Annotated in this window: 24 protein-coding genes and 1 pseudogene; 19 read left to right on the top strand and 6 right to left on the bottom strand. The window is 66.3% G+C overall.

The genetic code is table 11. The features are described 5' to 3' along the window. Positions 1 to 174: 174 nt before the first annotated feature. The 4 genes and pseudogenes from NGB94_RS16220 to moaA form a co-directional block, all read right to left on the bottom strand. Positions 175 to 1,423 (bottom strand): annotated as a pseudogene (locus NGB94_RS16220) (arginine deiminase). 46 nt (positions 1,424 to 1,469) lie between these two features. Continuing rightward, complete coding sequence (locus tag NGB94_RS16215; RefSeq protein ID WP_325791746.1) at positions 1,470 to 2,915, bottom strand: basic amino acid/polyamine antiporter; 1,446 nt, start codon at positions 2,913 to 2,915, stop codon at positions 1,470 to 1,472. 159 nt (positions 2,916 to 3,074) lie between these two features. Further along, positions 3,075 to 3,335 (bottom strand): MoaD/ThiS family protein, encoded by a 261-nt coding sequence (locus NGB94_RS16210; protein WP_325791745.1) that lies wholly within the window; start codon positions 3,333 to 3,335, stop codon positions 3,075 to 3,077. Continuing rightward, positions 3,336 to 4,436 carry a GTP 3',8-cyclase MoaA gene (moaA, locus tag NGB94_RS16205; RefSeq protein WP_325791744.1) on the bottom strand — a complete coding sequence of 367 codons (1,101 nt, stop codon included), beginning with the start codon at positions 4,434 to 4,436 and terminating at the stop codon, positions 3,336 to 3,338. Positions 4,437 to 4,582: 146 nt separating this feature from the next. Here moaA and NGB94_RS16200 point away from each other — a divergent pair, with 146 nt between their 5' ends. The 8 genes from NGB94_RS16200 to NGB94_RS16165 all read left to right on the top strand — a co-directional run bounded on the left by NGB94_RS16200 (position 4,583) and on the right by NGB94_RS16165 (position 10,967). After that, a complete protein-coding gene (locus NGB94_RS16200) occupies positions 4,583 to 6,109 on the top strand; it encodes a molybdopterin-dependent oxidoreductase (protein WP_325791743.1) in 1,527 nt (508 codons plus the stop codon). Positions 6,110 to 6,135: 26 nt separating this feature from the next. Next, positions 6,136 to 6,933: a tyrosine-protein phosphatase gene (locus NGB94_RS16195; RefSeq protein WP_325791742.1), complete on the top strand. Its 798-nt coding sequence runs from the start codon at positions 6,136 to 6,138 to the stop codon at positions 6,931 to 6,933. Between the two features lie 53 nt (positions 6,934 to 6,986). Beyond that, positions 6,987 to 8,234: a gephyrin-like molybdotransferase Glp gene (gene glp / locus NGB94_RS16190; RefSeq protein ID WP_325791741.1), complete on the top strand. Its 1,248-nt coding sequence runs from the start codon at positions 6,987 to 6,989 to the stop codon at positions 8,232 to 8,234. Positions 8,235 to 8,276: 42 nt separating this feature from the next. Then, positions 8,277 to 8,771 carry a cyclic pyranopterin monophosphate synthase MoaC gene (moaC, locus tag NGB94_RS16185; protein WP_325791740.1) on the top strand — a complete coding sequence of 165 codons (495 nt, stop codon included), beginning with the start codon at positions 8,277 to 8,279 and terminating at the stop codon, positions 8,769 to 8,771. After that, a complete protein-coding gene (locus NGB94_RS16180) occupies positions 8,768 to 9,265 on the top strand; it encodes a MogA/MoaB family molybdenum cofactor biosynthesis protein (protein ID WP_325791739.1) in 498 nt (165 codons plus the stop codon). Before moaC ends, NGB94_RS16180 begins: the two co-directional genes overlap by 4 nt. Further along, positions 9,255 to 9,695 (top strand): molybdenum cofactor biosynthesis protein MoaE, encoded by a 441-nt coding sequence (locus NGB94_RS16175; RefSeq protein WP_325791738.1) that lies wholly within the window; start codon positions 9,255 to 9,257, stop codon positions 9,693 to 9,695. Before NGB94_RS16180 ends, NGB94_RS16175 begins: the two co-directional genes overlap by 11 nt. A gap of 16 nt (positions 9,696 to 9,711) precedes the next feature. Then, a complete protein-coding gene (gene dapB / locus NGB94_RS16170; protein WP_325791737.1) occupies positions 9,712 to 10,470 on the top strand; it encodes a 4-hydroxy-tetrahydrodipicolinate reductase in 759 nt (252 codons plus the stop codon). Between the two features lie 92 nt (positions 10,471 to 10,562). After that, positions 10,563 to 10,967, top strand: a complete 405-nt coding sequence (locus tag NGB94_RS16165; RefSeq protein WP_325791747.1) for a hypothetical protein — start codon at positions 10,563 to 10,565, stop codon at positions 10,965 to 10,967. A 48-nt stretch (positions 10,968 to 11,015) separates the two neighbouring features. Here the strand turns inward: NGB94_RS16165 and NGB94_RS16160 are convergent, their stop codons facing one another. Further along, positions 11,016 to 12,188, bottom strand: a complete 1,173-nt coding sequence (locus NGB94_RS16160) for a heparan-alpha-glucosaminide N-acetyltransferase domain-containing protein (RefSeq protein WP_325791735.1) — start codon at positions 12,186 to 12,188, stop codon at positions 11,016 to 11,018. Positions 12,189 to 12,277: 89 nt separating this feature from the next. Here NGB94_RS16160 and dapA point away from each other — a divergent pair, with 89 nt between their 5' ends. The 6 genes from dapA to NGB94_RS16130 all read left to right on the top strand — a co-directional run bounded on the left by dapA (position 12,278) and on the right by NGB94_RS16130 (position 19,536). Beyond that, on the top strand, positions 12,278 to 13,198 hold the full coding sequence (gene dapA / locus NGB94_RS16155; RefSeq protein ID WP_325791734.1) for a 4-hydroxy-tetrahydrodipicolinate synthase: 921 nt from the start codon (positions 12,278 to 12,280) through the stop codon (positions 13,196 to 13,198). A gap of 5 nt (positions 13,199 to 13,203) precedes the next feature. Continuing rightward, positions 13,204 to 14,895: a ribonuclease J gene (locus NGB94_RS16150; protein ID WP_325791733.1), complete on the top strand. Its 1,692-nt coding sequence runs from the start codon at positions 13,204 to 13,206 to the stop codon at positions 14,893 to 14,895. Positions 14,896 to 15,002: 107 nt separating this feature from the next. Then, positions 15,003 to 17,849, top strand: coding sequence for a DNA translocase FtsK (locus NGB94_RS16145; protein WP_325791732.1), 2,847 nt, complete (start codon positions 15,003 to 15,005; stop codon positions 17,847 to 17,849). A 19-nt stretch (positions 17,850 to 17,868) separates the two neighbouring features. Then, a complete protein-coding gene (pgsA, locus tag NGB94_RS16140; protein WP_325791731.1) occupies positions 17,869 to 18,474 on the top strand; it encodes a CDP-diacylglycerol--glycerol-3-phosphate 3-phosphatidyltransferase in 606 nt (201 codons plus the stop codon). Beyond that, positions 18,471 to 18,944 (top strand): nicotinamide-nucleotide amidohydrolase family protein, encoded by a 474-nt coding sequence (locus tag NGB94_RS16135; protein ID WP_325791730.1) that lies wholly within the window; start codon positions 18,471 to 18,473, stop codon positions 18,942 to 18,944. The genes pgsA and NGB94_RS16135 overlap by 4 nt, the downstream gene beginning before the upstream one ends. 166 nt (positions 18,945 to 19,110) lie before the next feature. Next, positions 19,111 to 19,536 (top strand): helix-turn-helix domain-containing protein, encoded by a 426-nt coding sequence (locus NGB94_RS16130; protein ID WP_091606131.1) that lies wholly within the window; start codon positions 19,111 to 19,113, stop codon positions 19,534 to 19,536. A 117-nt stretch (positions 19,537 to 19,653) separates the two neighbouring features. Here the strand turns inward: NGB94_RS16130 and NGB94_RS16125 are convergent, their stop codons facing one another. After that, positions 19,654 to 20,130 (bottom strand): MarR family winged helix-turn-helix transcriptional regulator, encoded by a 477-nt coding sequence (locus NGB94_RS16125; RefSeq protein WP_325791729.1) that lies wholly within the window; start codon positions 20,128 to 20,130, stop codon positions 19,654 to 19,656. 103 nt (positions 20,131 to 20,233) lie between these two features. Between NGB94_RS16125 and NGB94_RS16120 the strand changes: the two genes are divergently transcribed. The 5 genes from NGB94_RS16120 (at position 20,234) to NGB94_RS16100 (ending at position 24,538) form a co-directional block, all read left to right on the top strand. Then, entirely contained in the window at positions 20,234 to 20,458 is a 225-nt protein-coding gene (locus NGB94_RS16120) for a DUF3046 domain-containing protein (RefSeq protein WP_325791728.1), read from the top strand. A gap of 210 nt (positions 20,459 to 20,668) precedes the next feature. Continuing rightward, on the top strand, positions 20,669 to 21,718 hold the full coding sequence (gene recA, locus NGB94_RS16115) for a recombinase RecA (RefSeq protein WP_091606123.1): 1,050 nt from the start codon (positions 20,669 to 20,671) through the stop codon (positions 21,716 to 21,718). Positions 21,719 to 21,727: 9 nt separating this feature from the next. Then, entirely contained in the window at positions 21,728 to 22,300 is a 573-nt protein-coding gene (locus tag NGB94_RS16110) for a regulatory protein RecX (RefSeq protein ID WP_325791727.1), read from the top strand. 72 nt (positions 22,301 to 22,372) lie between these two features. Continuing rightward, positions 22,373 to 23,659: a lytic transglycosylase domain-containing protein gene (locus tag NGB94_RS16105; RefSeq protein WP_325791726.1), complete on the top strand. Its 1,287-nt coding sequence runs from the start codon at positions 22,373 to 22,375 to the stop codon at positions 23,657 to 23,659. Between the two features lie 81 nt (positions 23,660 to 23,740). Then, positions 23,741 to 24,538, top strand: a complete 798-nt coding sequence (locus NGB94_RS16100) for a hypothetical protein (protein WP_325791725.1) — start codon at positions 23,741 to 23,743, stop codon at positions 24,536 to 24,538. Positions 24,539 to 24,705 lie beyond the last annotated feature (167 nt).

Genomic DNA, 24,705 nt, shown 5'->3' with positions numbered 1-24,705 from the left:
CTTCGCCAACAGGGACACCCGAACACACCAAGTCCACAAAATCCGTTCGGACATGTGAGGCAAAGACCTTGACCATCAAACGCTCCATCAATCAGAACGTTGCAACGACCATATGACTTCACCCCCTGAAACAAGCCGTAACTGGCCTTTCGTTTGTTCCAGGGGAGGGAAGGGTCAGCTGACCGGGTCCCGGGCGATCGGGCAGGTCATGCAGTGGCCCCCGCCCCGCCCGCGGCCAAGCTCGGCGCCGGCGATGGTGATAACTTCCACCCCGGCCCTGCGCAGGGCAGCGTTCGTCAGCGTATTGCGGTCATAGGTGAAGACAACTCCCGGCTGAAGCGCCACCGCGTTGTTCCCTGAATCCCACTGCTGCCGTTCGGATGCGTAGGCGTCGCCTGCGGTCTCGACAATCCTCAGCGCCGGCAGGCCCATTTCCCGGGCCACGACGTCCGTGAAGGGCATCCCGGCCTCACTCGTCACCTCGACTCCGGGTTCCCGGTCGCTGGGGTGCAGCACGTAAGGATGTATGCCGTCCACGATCCGGGGATGGACGGTGGCCAGGTCAACGTCGGCGAAGGTAAAGACCGTGTCCAGGTGCATCGCTGAGCGCAGTTTCGGCATGCCCGCCACCACCACCGTGTCCGCGGCACCGGCGTCAAACAGCGCCCTTGCCAGCTGCGTAATTGCCTGGCGTGAGGTGCGCTCACTCATCCCGATCAGGACGACGCCGCTGCCCACGGGCATCACGTCGCCTCCTTCCAGGGACGCCTGCTCCCACTGCTGTTCCGGGTCGCCCCACCAGACTGTGGACGCACTGTAATCCGGGTGGAAGGAGTAGATCGTCTGCATCAGCAGGATTTCTTCCTTCCGCGCCGGCCAGTACAGCGGGTTCAGGGTCAGCCCGCCGAAGATCCAGCAGGTGGTGTCGCGGGTGTAGAGCGTGTTGGGCAGGGGCGGCAGCAGATATTCACGGGTATCGGGCGATGCATGCGCCAGCGACACATAATCCGTGCGGTAGTCCTCGGGGAGGTCGGCCGTGGAGAACCCTCCGATGAGGAACCGCGACAGCTCCGCAGGCGTGAGCGTCTCAAGGTAGGCCCGCGTACCCTCCACCACCAAGGCCAACCCGGTTGGGGACCACCACGCGGTCCAGCAGCCAGTTCTTTGCTTCCGGAACCGCGATGGTATGGGCAAGCAGGTCATGGAGCTCGACGACCTCCACGCCGCGGTTGGAGAGCTTGTTGACGAAATCGAGGTGATCTCGCTGGGCGGCTTCAACCCAGAGCACATCATCAAAGAGCAGCTCAGCGGAGTTCGACGGCGTCAGCCGTTCGTGTGCCAGGCCGGGGCGGCACACAAGCACCTTGCGCAGCTGTCCCACCTCGGAATGGACGCCGTAGTCCTGTGCTGGTGAAACATTCATGGGATTCCTTTCAGTGGATTGGGACCCATCCCCGACCGGCCGGGGGCTAGACCGAGATCCATCCGGTGACCAGGCCCACCGCGGCTGCGGCTGCCAGGAGCAGGACCGCTGCGAAGAGGACCAGCTCACGGCTGCTGAATACCCTGCGCTGCTGCTCGCGCCGGGTCATCGCAAACAGGATGGTGGCGGGTGCGTAGAACAGGAAGGAGATGAGCAGCAGTCCGGCCCCTGCGGCGTAGACAAGGAAAGCGGCATAGATCGAGGCCAGGACGGCGACGGCCAGGTCTCCCCGCAGCGTGGAACTGGACGAGCCGGCATAGGTTTCCCGGGTGAGCCGCAGCTTCAGCGCATACAGGGCCGCCAGCAGGAAGGGGATCAGGGTCATGACCGCCGTCATGTCCAGGGCGAAATCGAAGGCGTTCTCCGAGAAGTAGGTGAGAATCAGCACCACCTGCGACAGCAGGGTGCTCAGCAGCAGTGCGTTCACCGGAACGTCCCGGGCCGTTTGCCGCGAGAGGAAGCGGGGCATGTCCCGGTCTTTCGCGGCGACGAAGAGGACTTCGGCGGCCATGAGGGTCCATGCGAGGTAGGCACCCAGAACCGAGATGATCAAACCGATCGAAACGAAGATGCTTCCCCAGGGCCCCACTGCATGTTCAAGAACCCCGGCCATGGAGGGCTGCTGGAGCTCCGCGATTTCGTCCATTGGCATCACGCCGTAGGAAACGATGGTCACCGACGCGAAGATGGCCAGCACGCTCAGGAAACCAAGCACGGTAGCCCGACCCACATCTTCCCTGCGCCTTGCGTGCCGGGAGTAGACGCTGGCGCCTTCCACGCCGAGAAAAACAAAAACGGTGACCAGGACGGTCCCGCGCACCTGCTCGAACAGTGAGCCCGCGTAGTCCGCTCCGCCGAAGTTGGCCTGGAAGGCTGCCGGGTCAAAGACGAACAGGGCGAGCAGGACGAACACGAGGATGGGGATGATCTTTGCGACCGTGACAATCCGGTTGATCGAGGTGGCTTCCCTGGTCCCGCGACTGACGAGGAGGAAGAACAGCCAGAGCCCGGCAGAGCTGCACACGATGGCCGTGATCGTGTCTCCCGCGCCCAATACGGGAATCCACTGCCCGAGCGTGGAGGTGATGAGAACCCAGTACGTTACGTTCCCGACGCACGCGCTTGCCCAGTATCCAGCGGCTGAGAAAAATCCCGTGTACTCACCAAAACCGGCTTTGGCATAGGCATACACCCCGGCGTCCAGGGCGGGTTTGCGTACCGCCAGGCGCTGGAAGACGAAAGCCATCATCAGCATTCCGGCACCCGCGATGGTCCATGCGACCAGGGCTCCGGCGACGCCGGTTTCCTGGGCGAACCGCCGCGGCAGGGAGAACACACCGGCCCCGACCATGGACCCGACAACAACCATGGTGAGCGTGAGCAGCGAGATTTTGGCGGTGTTGGATGCAGCCTGGGCTTCGTTGGCGGCCATCCGCGCTCCTTCGTCAGGGAATGCGCTGGAGGATCCTCCGCCTAACCACTTAACGCCGGGAACCAGCTCCGCCGCAATGGTTCCCGGCCGATGGGCCTGCCCGGCAGCGAAATCCCAGCCGGAACCGGAGGTACCGCGAGCTCGAACCCGGAGGAGGACCTAGCCGCCGGCGAAGGGCGGAAGGACGTCCACGGTGTCTGCAGGGTCCAGCAGCCGTGACTGGTCCCGGGCAGCGACTTCGTTGACCAGGAAGGTGCTTCGCGCAATGACTGTCTGCAGGACGGGTGTTCCCTCAGGGGCGTCGGGATGCAGTGCTGCCAGCTTCTCCAGCAACTCACCGAGCTGTAGGGGACCAGCGTCCAGGGTTTCTTCTTCTATGCCTGCCGCTGCCTTCGCAGCGCCAAAATAGCGGATCAGCACTTAGCCACCTATCGCACTCATGGTTCGTTCGGGCTGCACGTAGTCCGGTGCGCCCAGGCCGGCATGGTCCATGCCGTGGGCCTTTGGCTTGCCCCACATCGCCTCCTGCCAGCGGCGGGCGACGGCGGCATCGTCCCCGGTGCTGCGCAGCAGTTCCAGAAGGTCAGTCTCTTCGTGCGAGAACAGGCAGCTGCGAACCTTGCCCTCGGCAGTGATGCGGGTGCGCCGGCAGTCGGCGCAGAAGGGCTCGGTGACCGAGGCAATGATGCCTACGACGCCGGCAACTTCCCGGGGAGAGGCCCGGTGCCGCACTTCCCACCGTTCGGCGGGGGCGCCGTCGCGGTTGCGGGGGTCGGGGGTCAGGACGAATTCTTCCTCCAGCCGGGCGCGGATTTCCGCAGCGGTAATCATGCCGTCGCGGGTCCAGCCGTGGTCGGCGTCCAGCGGCATCTGCTCGATGAACCGCAGTTCAAAACCATGTTCAACGGCCCATCCCAGGAGCCTGGGCGCCTCGGCGTCGTTGATGCCGCGCATCAGAACGGCGTTGATCTTGATCAGCCCCAGGCCCACCCGCGCCGCTTCTTCCACGCCGGCCAGGACCCGGTCCAGGAACGGCCTGCGGGTGAGCTGCGCGAAGGTTCCGGGGTGCAGCGAATCGAGGGAAACGTTGATTCGGGTCAGGCCGGCGGCCTTAAGCGCCGCCGCCTTTTTGTCCAGGCCCAACCCGTTGGTGGTCAGGGACACCGGCAGCTCGGGATGGTTGGCCCGAATTCCGGCGATGATATCCACCAGGTCAGCCCGGACCAGGGGCTCGCCTCCGGTCAGCCGCAGCTCCCGGACCCCCAGGGAACCAACGCCGATCCCCACCAGCCGGATGATTTCGGCGGCAGTCAGGACTTTATCCCTGGGCAGCCAGTCCAGGCCGGAAGCCGGCATGCAGTACGTGCAGCGCAGGTTGCATTTGTCGGTCAGGGACAGGCGCATGTCGGTGGCGCGCCGGCCGTAGCGGTCCACCAGCCCGTCCAGCTGTTCCGGGACGGCGGGTTCCTCCACGGCAGACCGCGTCCGTGCGAAGGAGGGCATGCCCAGCTCAGTTCCCATCCCCCGAGTGTAGGCCGTTTCACACCCTGTCTCTAGGAAGGTGCCGCAGCGCGGCAGGCCGACCCCGTCCCGCCCTGCCATAATCAGGGAAACACCCGCCGCCCACCGGTGCGGCGTGCCGCCTGCGGCGAAGGAGCTGAGAAGTAATGCCAGGAACCCGTGGGTTCGCTGCCGCCGCCGGCGTGGTGGCGGCTGGAATCGCCGTAGCCGCCGGTGAACTGGCGGCCGCTGCGCTCAGCCCGTCCCTTTCGCCGGTGAGCGCTGTGGGGTCCGTAGTCGTCGATGCTGTCCCTGCGCCGGTCAAGGACTGGGCGATAGCCGTCTTTGGCACCTCGGACAAGACAGCGCTTCTCGCCGGCATGTTCCTGATCATCCTGGGGACAGGTGCGGCCTGCGGGCTGCTCGAAGCCCGGCGGCGGCCCTGGGGGTCAGCTGTCCTGGCCGGCTTCGGGATCCTCGGAGCGGCAGCCGTCCTCTCCCGCGCCCAGTTCAGCCCGCTGGCCCTGCTCCCGCCGCTTGCCGCCGGGCTGGCCGGTGTGCTGGTACTGCGCGGTCTCATGTCGCGGATCCGCCGCTACGGCCAGGCGCCGGAGGCCGAAGCCGGGGCCAGCCGGCGCGACGTCCTGCGGGCTGTGGGCGGAGGAGCCGCGGTAGCAGCGGTGGGCGGCGGACTTGCCGGCGCCGCGCGCAGTTCACAGGTGGCGGTAGACGACCTTAGGGCCAACCTGCAGCTTCCCGCGCCCGTCCAGCCCGCAGCGGCAATTCCCGCAGGAGCGGAGCTGGGCATCCCCGGCGCCGAGCCACTGGTTACCCCCAACCCGGACTTCTACCGGATAGACACGGCGCTGAGGGTCCCGCTGATCAACCCGGATACGTGGCGGCTGCGCGTCACCGGCCTGGTGGACCGCGAAATCGAGATCAGCTACGCGGATCTGATTGCCAAGCCGCTGCAGGAAAGCTGGGTGACCCTGGCCTGCGTCTCGAACGAGGTCGGCGGATCCCTGATCGGCAATGCGAAGTGGTTGGGCTGGCCGGTGCGCAGCCTCCTGGCCGCCGCGGGCGTGCAGCCCGGTGCGGACATGGTGCTCTCCACGAGTGAGGACGGCTGGACGGCCACCACTCCGCTGGAAGCACTCACCGACGCCCGGGATTCCCTTCTGGCAGTGGCCATGAACGGGGAACCGCTGCCGCCGGAGCACGGCTTCCCGGTTCGGCTGGTGGTACCGGGGCTCTACGGGTACGTCTCGGCCACCAAATGGGTCACCGAGCTGAAGGTCTCCCGCTTTGCCGACGAAACGTCCTACTGGACGGACCGGGGGTGGTCCGAACGCGGCCCGGTGAAACTCTCCTCCCGGATTGATACACCCGCCAAGGGAGCCCGCACCAGTGCCGGCAAAACAACTGTTGCCGGAGTTGCGTGGGCGCAGCACACCGGAATCAGCGCGGTGCAGCTCAAGGTCGACGACGGCGAATGGCAGGAAGCGCGGCTGGCGGCGGGCATCTCCGCGGACACCTGGCGGCAGTTCTCAGTGGATGTTGACCTGCCGGCAGGAGACCACTCGCTGACGGTGCGGGCGGTAGACGCGAACGGCAGCCTCCAGGACGAAGCCGAACGTCCGGTGGTTCCGGACGGAGCTACGGGACTGCACACCATCCGGATCAGCGCAGGCTGAGGCCGGAGGTCCGTTAGGGTCGGAGCATGGCAATTTCCACCCTGGACGGCACCTTCAACTTCCGCGGAACCGGCGGCCTGCCCCTGGCCGGAGGCGGAACGACGGCCGACGGGGTCCTCTATCGATCGGACGCGATCAGCGCCCTGACCCCGCAGGGTCTGCAGGGTCTGGCGGGTTCGGGGATAGACGTCATCATCGACTACCGGACTCCGGCCGAGCAGCAGATGGCCCCGGACCGCCTGCCGCCTGCCATGGACGTCCGCAAAGTGGATCTGCCGCTGCTGGAAGGAGCTTTCACCGGCATGGCACAGGGCGCCATGCGGCAGGCGGCTGTCTCCGGCGGCACTGCGGCCGCGGCGCGCGCAGTGGAAACTGCCTTGGCCCAGCTGCCGACCCTGGGCCGGATTTACACGGGGATGCTGGAACATGGTGCAGCGGACTTCGCCCGCACGGCCAGGGAAGCTGCCACGGCGGAAGGCGGCGTGCTGGTCCACTGCACCGCGGGCAAGGACCGCACCGGAGTGTCGGTGGCGCTGCTCCTGGATGCTGCGGGTGTGGAGAGGGATGCCGTCGTGGCTGACTACGAACGCAGCGGGCAGGACCTGGCCGGAGAGTGGTCGGACCGGATGCTGGGAATGGTTGGCAGCATGGGAGTTCCGCTGACCGAACAGATCGTTACGCTGGTGACCCGGGCACCCGCCGAAGCCATCAGGTCCGCGCTTGACTGGGTGGAAGACAACCACGGCTCCGCCGCCGGTTACCTTCGTTCCGGCGGCCTCACCGGCGCCGAACTGGCCCGGCTGCGGGACCGCCTGCGGCAGTAGCCGGCCGGGCATAGACTCATGCGCAAAAGACGCCGGGAGACGAGTGGGGGAACGTGAGCAGCGCAGGCAACCGGGTACGTCCCGTGGAAGAACACCAGGAAGCGGTCCGTGCGCTGCTGGCACGCAGCCTGCAGCCGGGGGTCCAGGCGCGTGGGCTCCTCGGAGCCGCCGGCCGGATCCTTGCAGAAGACATGTCAGCCCCGCGCAGCCTGCCGCCGTTCACGAACTCGCAGATGGACGGTTATGCCGTGCATTCCGCCGACCTCGCAGCCGCGCCGTCGGGCAGCTTCGTTGAACTGGGGGTCGCCGCTCCCATCCCGGCCGGAGCGCAGGCACCGCCCCTGGCAGCCGGCACTGCCGCCCCGATCATGACCGGTGCCATGCTCCCGGACGGTGCTGACGCCGTCGTTCCCATTGAACGTTCGCAGCCGGACACCTTCTACGCGCCGGAGGACCGCGAGGGAGCCCGGGTGGGGCTGCCCGCCGGCGTCCCGGCCGGCCAGTTTGTCCGTGCAGCAGGCAGCGACATAGCAGCCGGTACCCTGGCCCTGGCCAAGGGGACCCGCCTGGGCCCGGCCCAGCTGGGCCTGCTGGCAGCGCTGGGCATCGCCGAGGTGCCGGTGCCGGCGCCGGTGCGGGTCGCGCTGCTGAGCACCGGGGATGAAGTGGTGGAGCCGGGACGGGAACTGGCCCCGGGGCAGATCCACGACGCGAACACCACCCTGCTGGCGGCCAGCCTGGCCGAAGCCGGAGCAGAGGTCATCCGGACCCGGATCCTGGCGGATTCCCCGGAGGATTTCCGCACTGGGCTGCGCGATGAACTCGCCCAGGGCGGGGCGGACCTGGTGGTGACCTCAGGGGGGATCAGCAAAGGCGCCTACGAAGTGGTCCGGCTGGCCCTTGCGGCTGAAGGCGTGGAGTTCTTTTCAGTGGCAATGCAGCCCGGCGGTCCGCAGGGCCTTGGCACCGTCGACGGCGTTCCGCTCCTTGGGTTTCCCGGCAACCCGGTCAGCGCACTGGTCTCCTTTGAGGTCTTCCTCCGTCCGGCCCTCACGGAATTGACCGGGCTGCCCCTGCCGCGGCGCACCCTCCGGGCCGTCCTGGCGGACGCGGCGGAGAGCCCAGCAGGGAAACTGCAGGTCCGGCGCGGGCGTTTCGAGGACGGCAGCGTTGAACTGATCGGCGGGCCGGGCTCGCATCTGGTCCACGCCCTCGCCGGGTCGAACGCCCTGGTACTGATTCCGGCCGGAACCGGACACCTGCCCCAAGGCGCAGAAGTGACAGTATGGCTCTTGGAGTAGCTGCACTTCCAGCTTCAGGAACACCACCGAAAGGACCCGAACATGTCCGGGGAAGAACACTCCGGGGACGCACCGGCCCTGACCCACGTCCGTGCCGACGGCACCGCCCACATGGTTGATGTCTCCGCCAAGGCCGAGACCTCCCGCGAAGCCACGGCACAGGCCGTGCTGAACACCACCGCAGAGGTGGTGCGGCTGCTCAGCGACGGTGACCTGCCCAAGGGAGATGCCTTCGCTGTTTCCCGCGTCGCAGGCATCATGGCTGCCAAGCAGACCTCCACCCTGATTCCGCTCTGCCACCCGCTGCCGATCACCAAGGTCACCGTCGACTTTGAGCCGGGGGAGAGCTCAGTGACCATCAGGGCAACGGTGAAGACAAAGGCGCTCACCGGCGTCGAAATGGAAGCCCTGACCGCCGCGACGGTGACGGCGCTGACCCTCTACGACATGGTCAAGGCCGTGGACAAGCACGCTGTCATCTCGGATGTCATGGTGCTGGCCAAGTCCGGCGGCAAGAGCGGAGACTGGAGCCTGTGAGCCGTACCGACGCAGCACCCCGCCGCACGGCGGCCATCCTGGTTGCATCCACCCGGGCATCCGCCGGGGTGTACCAGGACGAAGCCGGGCCGCTGCTGCAGGACTGGCTGTACGCCCGGGGCTTTGACGTGGTGCTGGCCGAGGTAGTGCCGGACGGGGAAGAAGTCGGGAGCGCGCTGAAGCGCATGCTGGCACTGGAACCTTCGGTGATCATCACCAGCGGGGGCACCGGCATCAGCCCCACGGACGCCACTCCGGAACAGACCCTTCCGCTGCTGGACCGCCAGGTTCCCGGCGTCATGGAGGCGCTGCGCGCCCACGGGCTCAGCAAGACGCCGATGGCTGCGCTCACCCGCGGACATGCGGGCACAGCCGGGCGGACGTTCGTGCTGAACCTGCCGGGCTCGCCCTCCGGAGTCACGGACTCGCTGGAGGTCCTGGAACCGATTATTGGACATATCTGCGGGCAGCTGGAGGGCATCAATGAGCACTAGCGAAGTAGTTGCGGCAACCGTCGGGAACCAGGCCCTGGACGCCGAGGCCGCGTATGCGGCCGTCTGGACGCCGCAGGCCGGCGCCGTTGTCACGTTCAGCGGGATCGTCCGCAACCACGACGGCGGCAGGCACGTCAGGTCCCTCGGCTACAGCGCCCATCCAACTGCCTCAGCCGTGATCGGTGAGGTCGCCGCCCGGATCGCGGCGAAATATGACGGGGTGCGGATCTGGGCGGCCCACCGCACCGGGCCGCTTGAAATCGGCGACGCCGCCCTGGTGGCCGCAGTGGCCTCCGCCCACCGCGGAACGGCCTTCGCGGCCTGTTCCGAACTGGTGGACACCGTCAAGGCAGAAGTGCCGATCTGGAAGGAACAGGAATTCGCCGACGGCTCGGTGGAGTGGGTGGGCGTCAGCGACGGCCCGGCCTGACCGGTAATCTGGATCCATGAGCAATAAACTGCCCGTTGCGGTGCTAGGAGCCACCGGACGCATGGGGTCCGAAGCCGTCAAAGCCGTAGAAGCGGCACCGGACATGGAACTGGTGGCCGCGCTCGGCCGGCAGGACCCGCTGCAGACCCTGGTCTCCGCCGGCGCGCAGTACGTGGTGGACCTGACCGTCCCGGACAGCACCGAAGCCAACGTCCGCTTCGCCGTCGAGCACGGCATGCACGCCGTGGTGGGAACCACCGGCTGGGATGCCGGACGCCTGGAGCGCCTGGACGCCCTGCTCGCGGAGCACCCCGAGACCGGCGTTCTCATTGCGCCGAACTTCGCGCTGGGTTCAGTGCTCGCCTCGGCTTTCGCAGCCAAGGCGGCACCCTACTTCGAATCCGTCGAGATTGTGGAGCTGCACCACCCGAACAAGGTGGACGCGCCGTCGGGCACTGCCGTCCGGACCGCTGAACTGATGGCGGCCTCGCGCGCCGACGCCGGAACACCGGCGTCCCCGGACGCCACCGTCAAGGAACTTCCCGGCGCCCGCGGAGCCGGCGTCGAAGGCATCCGCGTGCACTCGGTCCGCCTGCGCGGGCTGGTCGCGCACCAGGAAGTCCTGCTGGGCGGGGAGGGTGAACAGCTCACGATCCGCCACGATTCCTACGACCGGGCGTCCTTTATGCCCGGCGTCCTCCTGGGCCTGCGCGAAGTTGCCGCGCACCCCGGCCTGACCGTCGGCCTTGACGGTTACCTCAACCTGAACGCCTAAGGAAACCTCCGTTGTCCACCTTCTTCTCCGGCCTTTTCCACAACCGCGCCAAGATCGGCGTCCTGCTGGTCACGGTGCTCCTGGTTTTCTACATGCTGGTGGTGGCCCAGCGCGGCTGGCTGCTGCTGACCTCGGACGGACTCATCACCAAGGCAATGGGAGCGGCCTACTTCGTGCTGCCCGCCATCGGCGTCTGGGCGCTGGTCCGTGAGCTGCTCTTCGGCGTGCAGACCGAAAAGATGGCACGGATCCTCGCGGACGAGGGCGGCCTGCCTGTCGACGACCTCCCGCGCACGCCCGGCGGCCGGATCATCCGTGAAGCAGCCGACGCCGAGTTCCCCAAGTACCAGGCCGAGGTCGAAGCCGACCCTGAGCAGTGGCGGGCCTGGTTCCGTCTCTCCTGCGCCTACGACGCCGCGGGCGACCGGAAGCGGGCACGGTCCTCGATGCGGCAGGCCGGCAAGCTCTTCAGCGGTTCGGTTCAGGCGAGTAGCTAGTTCAGCCGAGCGCCTAGTTCAGCGAGCGGGCCTAGGTCAGCCCGGCGCTTAGCGCCGGTCCCCGGTGAGTTTGCCGTCCCGCGCCAGCCGCGAGGCACCGGAGGCCACCGTTTCCAGCGGGCCGCGGGAACCCAGCTTGAAGAACGCGATCCCGATCAGCACCGCGGCCGCAGCCTGCAGCCAGAACACCCAGGTCGGATCCAGTGCCGGTTCCTGCGCATCAACCAGCGCCATCACCCAGATGTGCATGCTGTAGAGCGTCAGCGTCATGGCTCCCGCAGCTGAGAGCGGGAGCAGGAGGTTTGGGCGCGCCCGGGTCAGCAGGAGGCAGGCCCCCACGACGGCGGCGGCGGTGCCGCAGGTGTGCAGCAGGTCCAGCGTGGTGCCCGAATGCGGTGCGCTGACCGCCAGCCACCACCATGACCCGGACTGCTCCACTCCGGTGAGGTTCACTTCCAGCATCCGTCCGATGGGCCACCGCCTGCCTGACTCGGTTGCCAGCAGTTCGGCGAATCCGCCCGCGTCGATGAGCAGGTAGGCACTGATGAACTTCGCCGCCAGTGCGGCGAAGATCCCGCCAACCACCAGTCCGGCCTGCACGGAGAGGGAATGCAGGTTCATCCGGCCGATGACCATGCCCACCAGCAGGTAGCTCAGCCACTGCACCGTGGGGTAGAACCCGGTGAAAAACACATCGGCGGCGAGGGTGGCCGGTTCGGCGAAGTGTTCCCACGTGATGTTCCCGCCGACGTCCGGAGGGTTGAGGTTCTCCTCCAGCCACGGCCGCACCAGGTACGCCAGGACGGGGGAGAGGCAGATCCAGGCACCGGCCCAGGCGGCCAGCTTGCCCAGGGACATGGAGGTGAAGGGCAGCACCATCAGGAACAGCACGGCGTAATGGAACAGGATCACGGCAATCGAGATGTCCAGCCCGCCGAGCAGCAGGCCGACCAGTGCGATTACCACGGCCCTGGCAGCGATTCCGCGCCGGCTGGCACCGGGGGAGCGGCCGGTTCCGGGATTCATCCCGCCGGTCAGCAGCGCCAGGCCGATCCCCGCCACGACGGCGAAGAGGGCGGAAGCCCGTCCGGAGAAGGCCAGCGCCACGAACGTGGGTTCACCCGTCGCGGGGTCATACAGCGGGAAGATGTGGGTGGACATCATGCCCAGCAGTGCCACCCCGCGGGCCGCATCGATGCCCGTCAGACGCGTTCTGCTCATTCAAGAATCGTCTCACAGGGCCCGCCCGGCCAACGCTGCGCGGGTGTCCGTTTGTCCCAATCGCAGGTCCAACAGGTAACGTTTTACCCATGGCAGACTCTGATATTCGTTCCCGTCCGTTTGGGACCCTGGTGACCGCCATGGTCACCCCGTTCACCGCTGACGGTGAAGTCGACTTCGACGCCACGGCGTTCCTTGCCAACAAGCTGGTCGAGGACGGCTGCGACGGCCTGGTTGTTTCCGGCACGACGGGCGAAACCTCCACTCTGGAGGACAGCGAAAAGGAAGACCTTTTCCGGGTCGTGGCGCAGACTGTCGGCGGACGCGCGAAGGTCATTGCCGGAACCGGCACCAACCACACTTCCCACTCCGTTGAAATGGCCCGCCGCGCCGAGCGTGCCGGAGCCGACGGCCAGCTGGTAGTGACGCCGTATTACAACAAGCCGACGCAGGCCGGCGTGATTGCCCACTTCGACGCCGTTTCGGCCGCAAGCGACCTGCCCATCATGATTTATGACATCCCGGGCCGCGCCGGGATCCCCATCGCCACCGAGACGATGTTCCGCCTCGCGGAAAACCCCAAGGTCCTGGCGCTCAAGGATGCCAAGGCCGATTTCGCCGCCGTAACCCGGGTCCTGGCCAACACGACCCTGGATGTCTACGCCGGCGACGACGGACTGACGCTGCCGTGGATGGTCGCCGGAGCAGTCGGCGTCGTAAGCGTCAGCGCCCACGTTGCCACCGGTGCGTTCCGCGCCCTGGTTGACGCGGCCGCCGCAGGAGATTTCGACAAGGCCCGCAGGATCCACTTTGAACTGGATCCGGTAGTGCGAGCCGTAATGACACACATACCAGGTGCCATTTCCGCCAAGCAGATCCTGAAATTGCAGGGAGTGATCCCCGACGCCGCTGTAAGGCTGCCGCTGGTGGCTCCCGACGCCATTGAAATGGAAGCTGTCCTGGCGGACCTGGCCGAAGCAGGATGGGACTTTTCCCAGGACAAGGCGTAACAAACATGATTGAAACTGCGGGCAACGCTCTGCAAACCCCTCCCCGCCTCAAGGACGGAACACTACGAATCGTTCCGCTGGGAGGACTCGGAGAAATCGGCCGCAACATGGCCGTCTTCGAGATTGACGGCAAACTGCTCATCGTGGACTGCGGGGTGCTTTTCCCGGAAGAGACCCAGCCCGGCGTCGACCTGATCCTGCCGGACTTCTCCTACATCGAGGACCGGCTGGACGACGTTGTGGGCGTAGTGCTTACCCACGGCCACGAAGACCACATTGGCGCGGTGCCGTACCTGCTGCGCCTGAAGAAGGACATTCCGCTGATCGGTTCGCAGCTGACGCTGGCACTGATCGAAGCGAAACTGCAGGAACACCGCATCAAGCCCTTCACCCTCACGGTGAAGGAAGGCCAGGTGGAGCAGTTCGGCCCGTTCGAGTGCGAGTTCGTGGCCGTGAACCACTCCATCCCCGACGCCCTCGCGGTCTTCATCCGTACCCGGGCCGGCAACGTCCTGCACACCGGCGACTTCAAGATGGACCAGCTGCCGCTGGACGGCCGGATCACTGACCTGCGTGCCTTTGCCCGGCTGGGCGAAGAAGGCGTGGACCTGTACATGGCTGATTCGACCAACGCCGACGTCCCGGGATTCACGTCCCCCGAAGGCGCAATTGGCCCGGTTCTCGAAGAACTGTTCGGCAAGGTCAAGAAGCGCATCATCGTGGCTTCCTTCTCTTCCCACATCCACCGCGTGCAGCAGGTGCTCGACGCCGCTGCAGCCCACGGACGCAAGGTCTGCTTCGTGGGCCGGTCGATGGTGCGCAACATGGCCATCGCGGAGAAGCTCGGCTACCTGCACGTCCCCGAGGGCATCCTGGTGGACCTGAAGAACGTGGACAACATGCCGGACCACAAGCTGGTCCTCATGTCCACCGGTTCGCAGGGCGAGCCGATGGCCGCGCTGTCCCGCATGGCCAACGGCGACCACCGGATCAGCATCGGCAAGGGTGACACCGTCATCCTGGCCTCCTCCCTGATCCCCGGCAACGAGAACGCGGTCTTCCGCGTGATCAACGGGCTCATGAAGCTCGGCGCGGACGTGGTGCACAAGGGCACTGCCAAGATCCACGTCTCCGGCCATGCCTCGGCCGGGGAGCTGCTGTACACGTACAACATCCTCAAGCCGAAGAACGCCATGCCCGTGCACGGCGAGACCCGGCACCTGATCGCCAACGGCAAGCTTGCCGCCCAGACCGGCGTTCCGGAGCAGAACATCATCCTGGCCGACGACGGCACCGTCGTGGACCTGGTTGACGGGAAGGCCCGCGTGGTTGGCGCCATCGACTGCGGCTTCGTCTACGTGGACGGCTCCAGCGTCGGCGAGATCACCGACACCGACCTCAAGGACCGCAGGATCCTGGGCGAGGAAGGCTTCATCTCCGTCATCACCGTGGTGAACCGCAGCACCGGCACCATCGTTTCCGGTCCGGAGATCCACGCCCGCGGCTTTGCCGAAGACGACGCAGTGTTCGACGAGATCAAGCCCAAGATCAGCAAGGCACTGGAAGAGGCCGTGACCTCCAACCGTGACCACACTGCCTACCAGCTGCAGCAGGTTGTCCGCCGCGTGGTGGGAACCTGGGTTAACCGCAGGCTGCGGCGCCGCCCGATGATCGTCCCGGTGGTCCTCGAAGCCTAGGCCCGGCCGAATCCTTCCCCGGATCCATGCCGGTCCGGGGAAGGAAGAGCGCCCTTTTGGCGCGTATATTCAGGGGTTTGCCGCCCCTGTCCGGTAGCGTGGCAGCTATGGCGACTCGTACTTCCCCTGCCGCACGCGGCAGTTCCTCCAGCCGGACTCCAGCCCGCAGCGGCGGGAAGTCCGCGCAGCGCGGGAAGTCTCCCAGCCGCACCGCCAAGACCCAGCCCGAAGAGACCCTTCCGCTGCCGCTGCGGGCAGTCCAGGGTGCCTGGATGGGCGTAGCCCGCATCGTAGGTGCCGGAGTCCGCAAGCTGGGCACCGACGTCGTACCTGACCGGGAAATCCGCCGGGACGGAACCGGCTTCTTCCTGATCCTCTGCGCGCTGCTCATCGCCACCGTTGAGTGGTGGGCGCTTCGCGGGCCCGTCGCGGACGTCATCCACGCCGTCGCCGCAGGCACCTTCGGCTGGATGGCCGTGGTGCTGCCCTTTATGCTCCTCACTGCCTCCGTACGGCTGTTCCGCTATCCGGAAAGGCACCGGGCCAACGGCCGCATCAGCATCGGCCTGACCATCATGGCCTGCGCCGGAGCGGGCCTGACGCACCTGATCGGCGGCGCCCCGGCCCTCTCCGACGGGTTCGACCGCCTTTGGGTCTCCGGAGGAATCGTTGGGTTCCTCGTCGCCGGACCCCTTTCCGCCGCTGTCACCCAGTGGCCGGTCATCATCCTGCTCTCACTGCTGGTCTTCATCGCCGTCCTGATCGTCACCGCGACGCCGTTCCGGCACATCCCGCTGCGGCTGCGCGCCCTGTATGAGCACCTCATGGGACAGGACCTCGCCGACGACGATCCCGAGGCCCACGACCAGAGCTACCTCTACTCCACGGACCGCCCGGCCAAGCAGAAGAAGGAACGCCGTTTCGGCCGCGGCAAGAAGGAAGCCCAGGAGGAGCACAGCGACGGGTTCGCCGGAGACGAAGCCTTCGAGGCGGCCCTGCTGCGCGATGAGGAAGAACGCGCGGAAGCAGCTGCAGCAGCCGAGCCCCAGGTGCCGCCGGGAGTCCGGCGGCCCACCAAGTCCGAGCTCGCCACCCAGAAACTGCGCCGCGACCAGGGCCTGGAAGACGCCGAGCCGCCCACGGAGGCCATTTCACTGGTTCCCGAGGCCGCAGCCTCGCTCGTGGCCGCTCCGCCGGTTCCTCCGGTGCCTTCCCGCCCCGTGGCCCACGTGCCGCCGTCGGCCCCCATCCCGCAGCGCACGGAACAGCTGCAGCTTTCCGGGGACGTCACCTACACGCTGCCGCCGTCGGAGTTCCTGCCCTCCGGCCCGCCCGCCAAGGAGCGGTCGGAAGCCAACGACGCCGTCGTTGCCGCACTCACCCGCACCCTGGAACAGTTCAATGTCGACGCGAAGGTCACCGGCTTCTCCCGCGGTCCGACGGTCACCCGGTACGAGATCGAACTCGGCGAAGGCACCAAGGTGGAACGCGTCACGGCGCTGTCCAAGAACATTTCCTACGCCGTCGCCAGCTCCGACGTGCGGATCCTTTCACCGATCCCGGGCAAGTCCGCCATCGGCATCGAGATTCCGAACGCGGACAAGGAAGTAGTCGCCCTCGGCGACGTGCTGCGCTCCAACGCCGCCCGCAAGACTGAGCACCCCATGGTCATGGGCGTGGGCAAGGATGTGGAGGGCGGGTTCGTCGTCGCGAACCTGGCCAAGATGCCGCACCTGCTCGTCGCGGGCGCCACCGGCGCCGGCAAGTCCTCGTTCGTGAACTCGATGATCACCTCGATCCTCATGCGTTCCACCCCGGACGAGGTGCGCATGGTCATGGTGGACCCCAAGCGCGTGGAACTCACCGCCTACGAGGGCGTTCCGCACCTGATCACCCCCATCATCACCAACCCCAAGAAGGCCGCCGAAGCGCTGCAGTGGGTGGTCCGCGAAATGGACACCCGCTATGACGACCTGGCGAACTTCGGCTACAAGCACATTGACGATTTCAACAAGGCAGTCCGCAACGGCAAGGTAGTGCCGCCGGCAGGATCCAAGCGGGTTCTGAAGCCCTACCCGTACCTGCTGGTGATCGTGGACGAGCTCGCCGACCTCATGATGGTCGCCCCAAGGGACGTCGAAGACTCGATCGTGCGCATCACCCAGCTGGCCCGTGCGGCCGGCATCCACCTGGTGCTGGCCACGCAGCGTCCGTCCGTCGACGTCGTTACCGGCCTGATCAAGGCCAACGTGCCTTCGCGCATGGCCTTCGCGACGTCCTCGGTCACTGACTCCCGCGTTGTCCTTGACCAGCCCGGCGCGGAGAAGCTGCTGGGCCAGGGCGACGCCCTGTTCCTGCCGATGGGTTCCAACAAGCCGATCCGTGTCCAGGGCGCCTGGGTCACTGAGTCCGAGATCCACCGCGTGGTGGAGCACGTCAAGAACCAGCTCCAGGCAACCTACCGCGAGGACGTCACGGTCACCGCGCCCAAGAAGCAGATCGACGACGACATCGGAGACGACCTCGACGTGCTGCTGCAGGCCACCGAACTGGTGGTCACCACGCAGTTCGGCTCCACGTCAATGCTCCAGCGCAAGCTGCGCGTCGGCTTCGCCAAGGCCGGCCGCCTCATGGACCTGCTCGAATCCCGCGGCGTGGTGGGACCCTCCGAGGGTTCAAAGGCCCGCGACGTGCTGGTGAAGCCGGATGACCTGGCCGCGACCCTTGCCGCCATCCAGGGCGGTGAACCGCTGTCCGGCCCGGATGCGGCCGAAACCGCGGCACTGGCGGATAACGCCAACGTGAACCACGGATTCGACGCCGGGGGACCGGTGGACCTGGTAGCCCAGGACCTGGATTCGCGCCCGCAGGCACAGGATTATTACGACGGCGCTGAGGGCTCCGGTGAAGACGGTGAAGGTTCCGAGGACGCGTGGAACCTCACCGGCCGCTGAATCCGGTTACGCTGGTTTCGTGAGCAATTCTGGAACCGAGCGGGTACCCACCCTCAACATCGCCAACGTCCTGACGGTCATCCGCATCGTCATGGTGCCCCTGTTTATCTGGTTCCTTGTGGCCGACGACGGCAGGGACGGACTCTTCCGATGGCTGGCGGTGGCTACGTTCGCCGTGGCCATCTACACCGACAAGCTCGACGGCGACCTGGCCCGCAGCCGCGGCCTGATTACCGACTTCGGAAAGATTGCCGACCCGATCGCGGACAAGCTCCTGATCGGCTCCGCGCTGGTGATGCTCTCCATCCTGGGTGAGCTCTGGTGGTGGGTGACGATCGTGATCCTGGTCCGGGAAATCGGCATCACCGTGATGCGGTTCGTGGTGATCCGCTACGGAGTCATGGCCGCCTCCCGCGGCGGGAAGCTCAAGACTGTTATCCAGACCTTCGCCATCTTCCTGTTCCTCCTGCCGCTGACTTCGTGGCTGGGGGACTGGGCCTGGTGGATCAGCGCCACCGTGATGGCAGCCGCCGTCGTCGTCACCGTGGTGACGGGACTGGACTACGTCGTCCAGGCCGTGAAGCTGCGCGCCGGGGCGCGCGGGAATACGGGCCGCACCGCATGAGCACAGCCCCGGAACGGGTGGTGAGGGCCGCCGCAGCCGCTGGAATGCGGATTGCGTCGGCCGAGTCGCTGACCGCCGGGATGGTCGCCGCGGAACTGGGAACTGTCCCCGGGGCGTCGGCTGTGCTCCAGGGCGGCGTTGTTGCGTACCAGAATTCCGTCAAGGAACAGGTGCTGGGTGTCAGCGGAACACTGCTGGCAGCAGCCGGTTCGGTGGACGGCCGGGTGGCTGAGGAAATGGCAGCAGGAGTCCGGCGGCTCCTGAACGCAGACTTCGGGGTTTCAACCACCGGGGTTGCCGGGCCCGAACCGCATGACGGGGAGCCGGTTGGTACCGTGTTCATCGGCGTCGCAGGCCCCGCGGGGACCAGGTCGCGGGAGTTCCGCTTCACCGGGGACCGCGCTTCGATCCGGCTACAGGCATGTGCAGCGGCCCTGGACCTGCTGGCGGGGGAGCTGGGTGCGCGATGACGGCAGCCGGCTGCGGGGTGCTGCGAAGGCACATCACCTGCCCGGGAACAAATCCGCCGGGGCATCAGTTACTAGTATCAGGAACCATCAAGGTTTCCGGTTTAGGATCGTAGACATTCCGCGGTTCGAACCGCGGTCGAATCGATATAGGGAGCAGGACATACACATGGTGAAGCAACCCGTGTCCGTGAACGGCGTCATTCGCTGGCGGGATGTAGGGTTGGCGGAAGATGCACACCGGGAGCCTAAGGAGCGCAAAATGGTAGTTCTACGCCACGAGATTGGTGATGTACTCCGCGACGTACGCCAGCGCCAGGGCCGTACCCTGCGTGAGGTGTCGCACAGTGCCCGGGTTTCGCTCGGTTACCTGAGCGAAGTTGAGCGGGGCCAGAAGGAAGCTTCTTCTGAACTCCTGTCTTCAATCTGCAGTGCTCTCGATGTACCTCTGTCCCTGATGCTTCGTGAGGTCAGTGACCGTGTGGCCAGTGCCGAAGGCGTTTCCATTCCCGATACTGTTCCAACGGAGTTCTCGCGCGAGTTTGCCCGCGAGTTCCCCGAGGACCTGGCTCGGGACCTGGCCCGCACGCCGTAACAACCTCGGGCAGCAGTGTGAGCTGCCCGCCCCAAGACATACCAAAAGACCCCGCCTCCCGGCGGGGTCTTTTGTTTGTTTGTTTGTTCGCTGGGTGCCCGGAGCCGCCGGGCCGCCTTACCTCGGTGTTCCCGGAACCTCGGAGGCATTGAGTTTGTGGAGAAGCACGCTCAGCGTGTGGACCTCGTCCTCGTCCCAGGACGACAGGAGTGAACGGAAGTGTTTCTCCCGCGCCCGCTGGGTCCTTGCCAGCTGTTCGCTGCCGGATTCGGTGAGGCTGATCGTCTGGGCCCTGCCGTCCTCCGGGTCCGCCTGTTTCTGCACCAGACCCAGGGACTCCAGCATCACAATCTGCCGGCTCACGGAGGGCTTTCCGACGCCGATCGCAGCAGCCACGTCCGTCAGGCGCAGCGGGCCGCGCCGCTGCAGCAGGACCAGCAGGCCGTAGGCGGCCGGCTCGAGATCCGGGTGAACGGCGCGTGCGACGCGCTGGGATGCGGCTCGCGCCCGGCGCCATAGAACACTCAGTTCCTGCTCCAGGTTCTCAATTGCCTGGTTGGGAACGGAAACGGCTGCCGGCGGCTTATCGGTCATGAACCCCATTCTAGGCGGCTTCCGGCCGGCGTCCCGCTCAGACGGGTGCATCCGGACGGGTCCCGGCGCACGGAACGGCGGGCAGGCGTGAGAGGATTAATCGATGCGTATCAGTGATTTCTGGCGGCTTATGGATGATGAATTCGGGTCTGCCTACTCCCGGGTGCTGGCGGCCGACCTTGTCCTCACCGGGCTCAGCGGACGGACCGCGCAGCAGGCGCTGGAAAGCGGAATCGATCCGAAACGGGTCTGGCTGGAGGTCTGCGAGATGCAGGAAGTGCCGCAGGACCGCCGGCTCGGACGGGATATCAAACCCAAGCAGGCGTAGACACGCGGGAGGATCTATTCGAATATCTGTTCGGATCCCGATATGCTCCTACACAGGGGCAGCAACTGGTCCGCCCCGCTCCGGCTGTCCACACCGGCATCTGGCCGCCGCGGCAGTGTCAGTGCCGTCGCATACGGTTCTCAGTGAGCAACCGACAGTCGGCCCACGGGCCGGGAACATCAGCAACAGCCACAACAACAGAGGTGAAGAATGGCCGCTCCAGACCGCGCCAAAGCACTCGAAGCAGCACTGGCCCAGATCGACAAGCAGTTCGGCAAGGGCTCGATCATGCGGCTGGGCGACGAGACGCGCGCCCCGATCGAGACTATCTCCACCAGCTCCATCGCACTGGATATCGCGCTTGGCATAGGCGGCCTTCCCCGCGGCCGCGTCGTGGAGATCTACGGCCCGGAGTCTTCGGGTAAGACCACCGTCGCGCTGCACGCCGTCGCGAATGCGCAGAAGAACGGCGGCATTGCCGCGTTCATTGACGCCGAGCACGCACTGGACCCGGAATACGCCAAGAAGCTCGGCGTGGACACGGACGCCCTGCTGGTTTCCCAGCCGGACACCGGTGAGCAGGCGCTGGAAATCATGGACATGCTGGTCGGTTCCGGTTCGCTGGACATCGTGGTCATCGACTCCGTGGCAGCCCTGGTTCCCCGCGCCGAAATCGAAGGCGAAATGGGAGACAGCCATGTTGGCCTCCAGGCACGCCTCATGAGCCAGGCACTGCGAAAGATCACCGGCCGGCTGAGCCAGACCAAGACCACCGCAATCTTCATCAACCAGCTGCGTGAAAAGATTGGTGTCTTCTTCGGCAGCCCGGAGACCACCACGGGCGGCAAGGCCCTGAAGTTCTATGCATCCGTGCGCATCGACGTCCGCCGCATCGAAACGCTGAAGGAAGGCACTAACCCGGTCGGCAACCGTACCCGCGCCAAGATCGTCAAGAACAAGATGGCCCCGCCTTTCAAGCAGGCCGAGTTCGACATCATTTACGGCCAGGGCATTTCCCGCGAAGGCGGGCTGATCGACATGGGTGTGGAACACGGCATCGTCAAGAAGTCCGGCGCCTGGTTCACCTATGACGGAGACCAGCTGGGTCAGGGCAAGGAAAACTCCCGGCGCTTCCTCCGGGACAACCCGGAACTGGCAGACGAGATCGAACGGCGCCTGCGCGTCAAGCTCGGTGTCGACGTCCAGCCCGAAGAGCAGGCGGCAGACGGCAAGGCCAGCGCGGCAGCAGCCGGCGCGTAGTCCACGCCTATGCAGCAGCGCCGCCGCAAACCGGGGGTGGGAGGCCAGGACGGCCCCACCCCCGGTTCCGCGGCTGATTCAACCCCTGAAGCAGATCCCCACTCGGTTGCCCGTGCGATCATCCTCCGCCAGCTCACCAGTTCCGCGAAGAGCCGGCAGCAGCTCGCCGACAAGCTGGCGGAGCGGGATGTCCCGGATGAGGTAGCCCAAGCCGTGCTGGACCGGTTCGAGGAAGTCCAGCTGATCGATGACGCCGAGTTTGCGCGCATGTGGGTTCGGAGCAGGTCCCAGACACGTTCCCTGGCGCGTTCGGCCATCCGGCGTGAACTGGCCGGTAAGGGAATCGACCCGGAGCTGGCTGAAGAGGCACTGGAACAAATCAGCAGCGACGACGAAGTTGAGGCCGCCAGGGACCTGGTAGACCGCAAACTGCGCCGTGCCGCTGTGCCAGCCGACCCGAAAGAGCGGGAGAAGCTGGTTCGCCGGCTGGTCTCCATGCTCGCTCGCAAGGGCTATTCTCCTTCGCTTGGTTTTTCAGTCGTCAACGACGCCCTGGCTGCCCGGCAGGACAGCGAACTGTAGCCATTCCGAAGGAACCGCGGACCCGGTCTGCGCGTGCCGTATGCTGTCATCACTATGTTTACTGTGAGGCTGATGGGGCGGAAGTTGCACACCCCTGCCCTGGCCGCGGCGGCGACAGCCGTTCTGGCAGCGACTCTGCTGGTTGGTGCGCCTCCCGCAGCCGCCGCTGACTATCCCTCGTGGGACGAGATCTCCGCCGCAAAGTCCGACGCAGACGCGGCTGCAGAACAAGTCCGGAAACTCGAAGAACACCTTGACCGCCTCTATGACGAGGCCGGGGACCTCGGCAATGCCGCGGTGTCGGCGTCGAGCCGTTATGAAGAACTCCGGTCAGAGGTGGAAGCCAGCGATGCCCGGCTGGCTGATCTGGCGGCCCAGCGCACTGCGGCGTCGGAGCGTGCCGGCGAACTGCGAAGCCAGGTCGGGGCGCTGGCTGCCCAGACCTACAAAACCGGCGGCATGGACAGCACGGTCCTCTTCCTCCTCGATGCCGAAGAAGGGGCCGCCCACCTCGACCGGATCAATGCGCTGTCCCGGGTAACCGAACGAACGTCCCGGCTTTTCGACGAAGCTGAAGCGGCCGAGAAAGCTGCCGCGTCACTTGAAGAAGCCGAGCAGGCCGAACGCGAAGCGCGGGAGAAACTGGCAGCCTCGGCCCAGTCCCAGTATGAGGATGCGCAGTCCGCTACGGAGGCGGCGGAAAAAGCCGTACGGGAACAGGAAGAACGCACGGCCGTGCTCGCTGCACAGCTGGCCGAGCTCCGCAGTACAACGGTGGACGAAGAGCTTGGCAGGCTCCAAGCGGCCCGGCTGGAGGAATCCGTCCGGCAGCAGGCCGAGGAAGCCCGCCGTGCGGCTGAAAAAGCGCCGACCAGGGATGCCAATACGGTGATTAATCCCACAAATCCCACTGCCCCGGGAACCCCCGAAAGTCCAGCAGTCCCGCCCCCTGGCCCTGCTCCGGCCCCACCTGCTGCACCCTCCCCGGCGCCGGTCCCAACGGTCCCGGCTCCACAGCCACCGCCTTCGCCGCCGCCTGCTGCGCCGGTAAATGATCCTGCCGGAGCGCAGGCGTATGCCGCCTCGATGATGGGTTCCTACGGGTGGGGCAGCGGGGAGTTCAGATGCCTGGTCGATTTGTGGAACAGGGAATCAAACTGGCTGACCAGCGCCATGAACCCGTACAGCGGGGCCTACGGTATTCCGCAGTCACTTCCGGGGGACAAGATGGCGGCCGCGGGCAGTGACTGGCGCACCAACTACCGCACTCAAATCCACTGGGGACTCAGCTACATTGCACAGAGGTACAAGGCTCCGTGCGGAGCCTGGGCCCACTCGGAACTAAAGGGCTGGTATTAAACCGGGTCCGTTACCGTATTGCAACACGGGCGTTATCGAATCGCGACCTGTCCCAGAAACTCTGTGTACAGTCCCGGACCTATGAGCAACTTTGAGGGACGCCGTGCACAGAGGCAGCAGCGCGCCATGCAGCGCCGCCGCTACCGGATGAAGGTGGGAGCTGCCGCCGCTCTTGGCGGAATCGTGGTGCTGGGTACTGCCGGCGCCGCAGCTGGCGAAGAAGACCTGCGCGCTACTGCAGGCATCCAGCTGGCCAGCCTTGCACTGCCGCTGTTTACCGACTCACCGGCTCCGGCAGCCGCGCCTTCGCCGTCTGCAACTCCCGGTGCTGAGACTTCTGAAGCAGCACCCGAGGCAGCACCGAGCCCCAGCAGCAGCTCAGCGGATGCTGAAAAGCAGGCGGCAGAGCAAACCGCCGCAGACGCTGCCGCAGCAGATGCGGCCGCTGCGGCACAGGCAGAAGCCCAGGCCGCTGCGGCACGTGAAGCCGAAGCAGCGGCTGCGGCAGCAGCAGCGGAACAGGCGGCCGCCGAGGAAGCCGCCCGGATCGCCGCAGCGGCCGTTCCCGTTGACGACCCTGCCGGAGCCAAGGCCTACGCCGCTTCGGTCCTGGGCAGTCACGGGTGGGAGGCATCCCAGATGACGTGCCTGGACACTCTGTGGAACAAGGAATCCGAATGGCTGACCAGCGCCACGAACGCCAGCTCCGGCGCGTACGGCATTCCGCAGGCCCTGCCGGGCACCAAGCTCGCCACCGCCGGCGGTGACTGGCAGACCAACTACCGTACGCAGATTAACTGGGGACTGACCTATATCGAGTCCCGTTACGGCAGCCCCTGCTCGGCGCTGAACTTCCACTACGCCAACAACTGGTACTAAACCCCAGCCGCCGAGAGGCCAGTTACGGCTCTTCCCAGCGGGCTAAGTCAAGTGGTGGGTGCAACGCTGGGGGTTAGGCTGCTGGTTGCAGCAGCATGTTCAGCCGGTTGGCTGGGGTGTCCATGTCCAGGGTTGGTCTGGGTCTGCGGTTGAGCTTTGCTGCGATG

Source organism: Arthrobacter koreensis (assembly GCF_035792275.1).
In the GTDB taxonomy this organism is placed as follows: Bacteria; Actinomycetota; Actinomycetes; order Actinomycetales; family Micrococcaceae; genus Arthrobacter_B; species Arthrobacter_B koreensis_A.
This window is presented reverse-complemented; position numbering and strand designations above follow the sequence as displayed.

Coding starts and splice junctions, on each gene's coding strand:
- NGB94_RS16215 (WP_325791746.1), bottom strand. CDS start 2,915: ATGGCCGCCAACGAAGCCCAGGCTGCATCCAACACCGCCAAAATCTCG.
- moaA (WP_325791744.1), bottom strand. CDS start 4,436: ATGGGAACTGAGCTGGGCATGCCCTCCTTCGCACGGACGCGGTCTGCC.
- NGB94_RS16200 (WP_325791743.1), top strand. CDS start 4,583: ATGCCAGGAACCCGTGGGTTCGCTGCCGCCGCCGGCGTGGTGGCGGCT.
- NGB94_RS16195 (WP_325791742.1), top strand. CDS start 6,136: ATGGCAATTTCCACCCTGGACGGCACCTTCAACTTCCGCGGAACCGGC.
- moaC (WP_325791740.1), top strand. CDS start 8,277: ATGTCCGGGGAAGAACACTCCGGGGACGCACCGGCCCTGACCCACGTC.
- NGB94_RS16175 (WP_325791738.1), top strand. CDS start 9,255: ATGAGCACTAGCGAAGTAGTTGCGGCAACCGTCGGGAACCAGGCCCTG.
- dapB (WP_325791737.1), top strand. CDS start 9,712: ATGAGCAATAAACTGCCCGTTGCGGTGCTAGGAGCCACCGGACGCATG.
- NGB94_RS16165 (WP_325791747.1), top strand. CDS start 10,563: ATGCTGGTGGTGGCCCAGCGCGGCTGGCTGCTGCTGACCTCGGACGGA.
- NGB94_RS16160 (WP_325791735.1), bottom strand. CDS start 12,188: ATGAGCAGAACGCGTCTGACGGGCATCGATGCGGCCCGCGGGGTGGCA.
- dapA (WP_325791734.1), top strand. CDS start 12,278: ATGGCAGACTCTGATATTCGTTCCCGTCCGTTTGGGACCCTGGTGACC.
- NGB94_RS16150 (WP_325791733.1), top strand. CDS start 13,204: ATGATTGAAACTGCGGGCAACGCTCTGCAAACCCCTCCCCGCCTCAAG.
- NGB94_RS16145 (WP_325791732.1), top strand. CDS start 15,003: ATGGCGACTCGTACTTCCCCTGCCGCACGCGGCAGTTCCTCCAGCCGG.
- NGB94_RS16135 (WP_325791730.1), top strand. CDS start 18,471: ATGAGCACAGCCCCGGAACGGGTGGTGAGGGCCGCCGCAGCCGCTGGA.
- NGB94_RS16130 (WP_091606131.1), top strand. CDS start 19,111: ATGGTGAAGCAACCCGTGTCCGTGAACGGCGTCATTCGCTGGCGGGAT.
- NGB94_RS16125 (WP_325791729.1), bottom strand. CDS start 20,130: ATGACCGATAAGCCGCCGGCAGCCGTTTCCGTTCCCAACCAGGCAATT.
- NGB94_RS16120 (WP_325791728.1), top strand. CDS start 20,234: ATGCGTATCAGTGATTTCTGGCGGCTTATGGATGATGAATTCGGGTCT.
- recA (WP_091606123.1), top strand. CDS start 20,669: ATGGCCGCTCCAGACCGCGCCAAAGCACTCGAAGCAGCACTGGCCCAG.
- NGB94_RS16110 (WP_325791727.1), top strand. CDS start 21,728: ATGCAGCAGCGCCGCCGCAAACCGGGGGTGGGAGGCCAGGACGGCCCC.
- NGB94_RS16105 (WP_325791726.1), top strand. CDS start 22,373: ATGGGGCGGAAGTTGCACACCCCTGCCCTGGCCGCGGCGGCGACAGCC.
- NGB94_RS16100 (WP_325791725.1), top strand. CDS start 23,741: ATGAGCAACTTTGAGGGACGCCGTGCACAGAGGCAGCAGCGCGCCATG.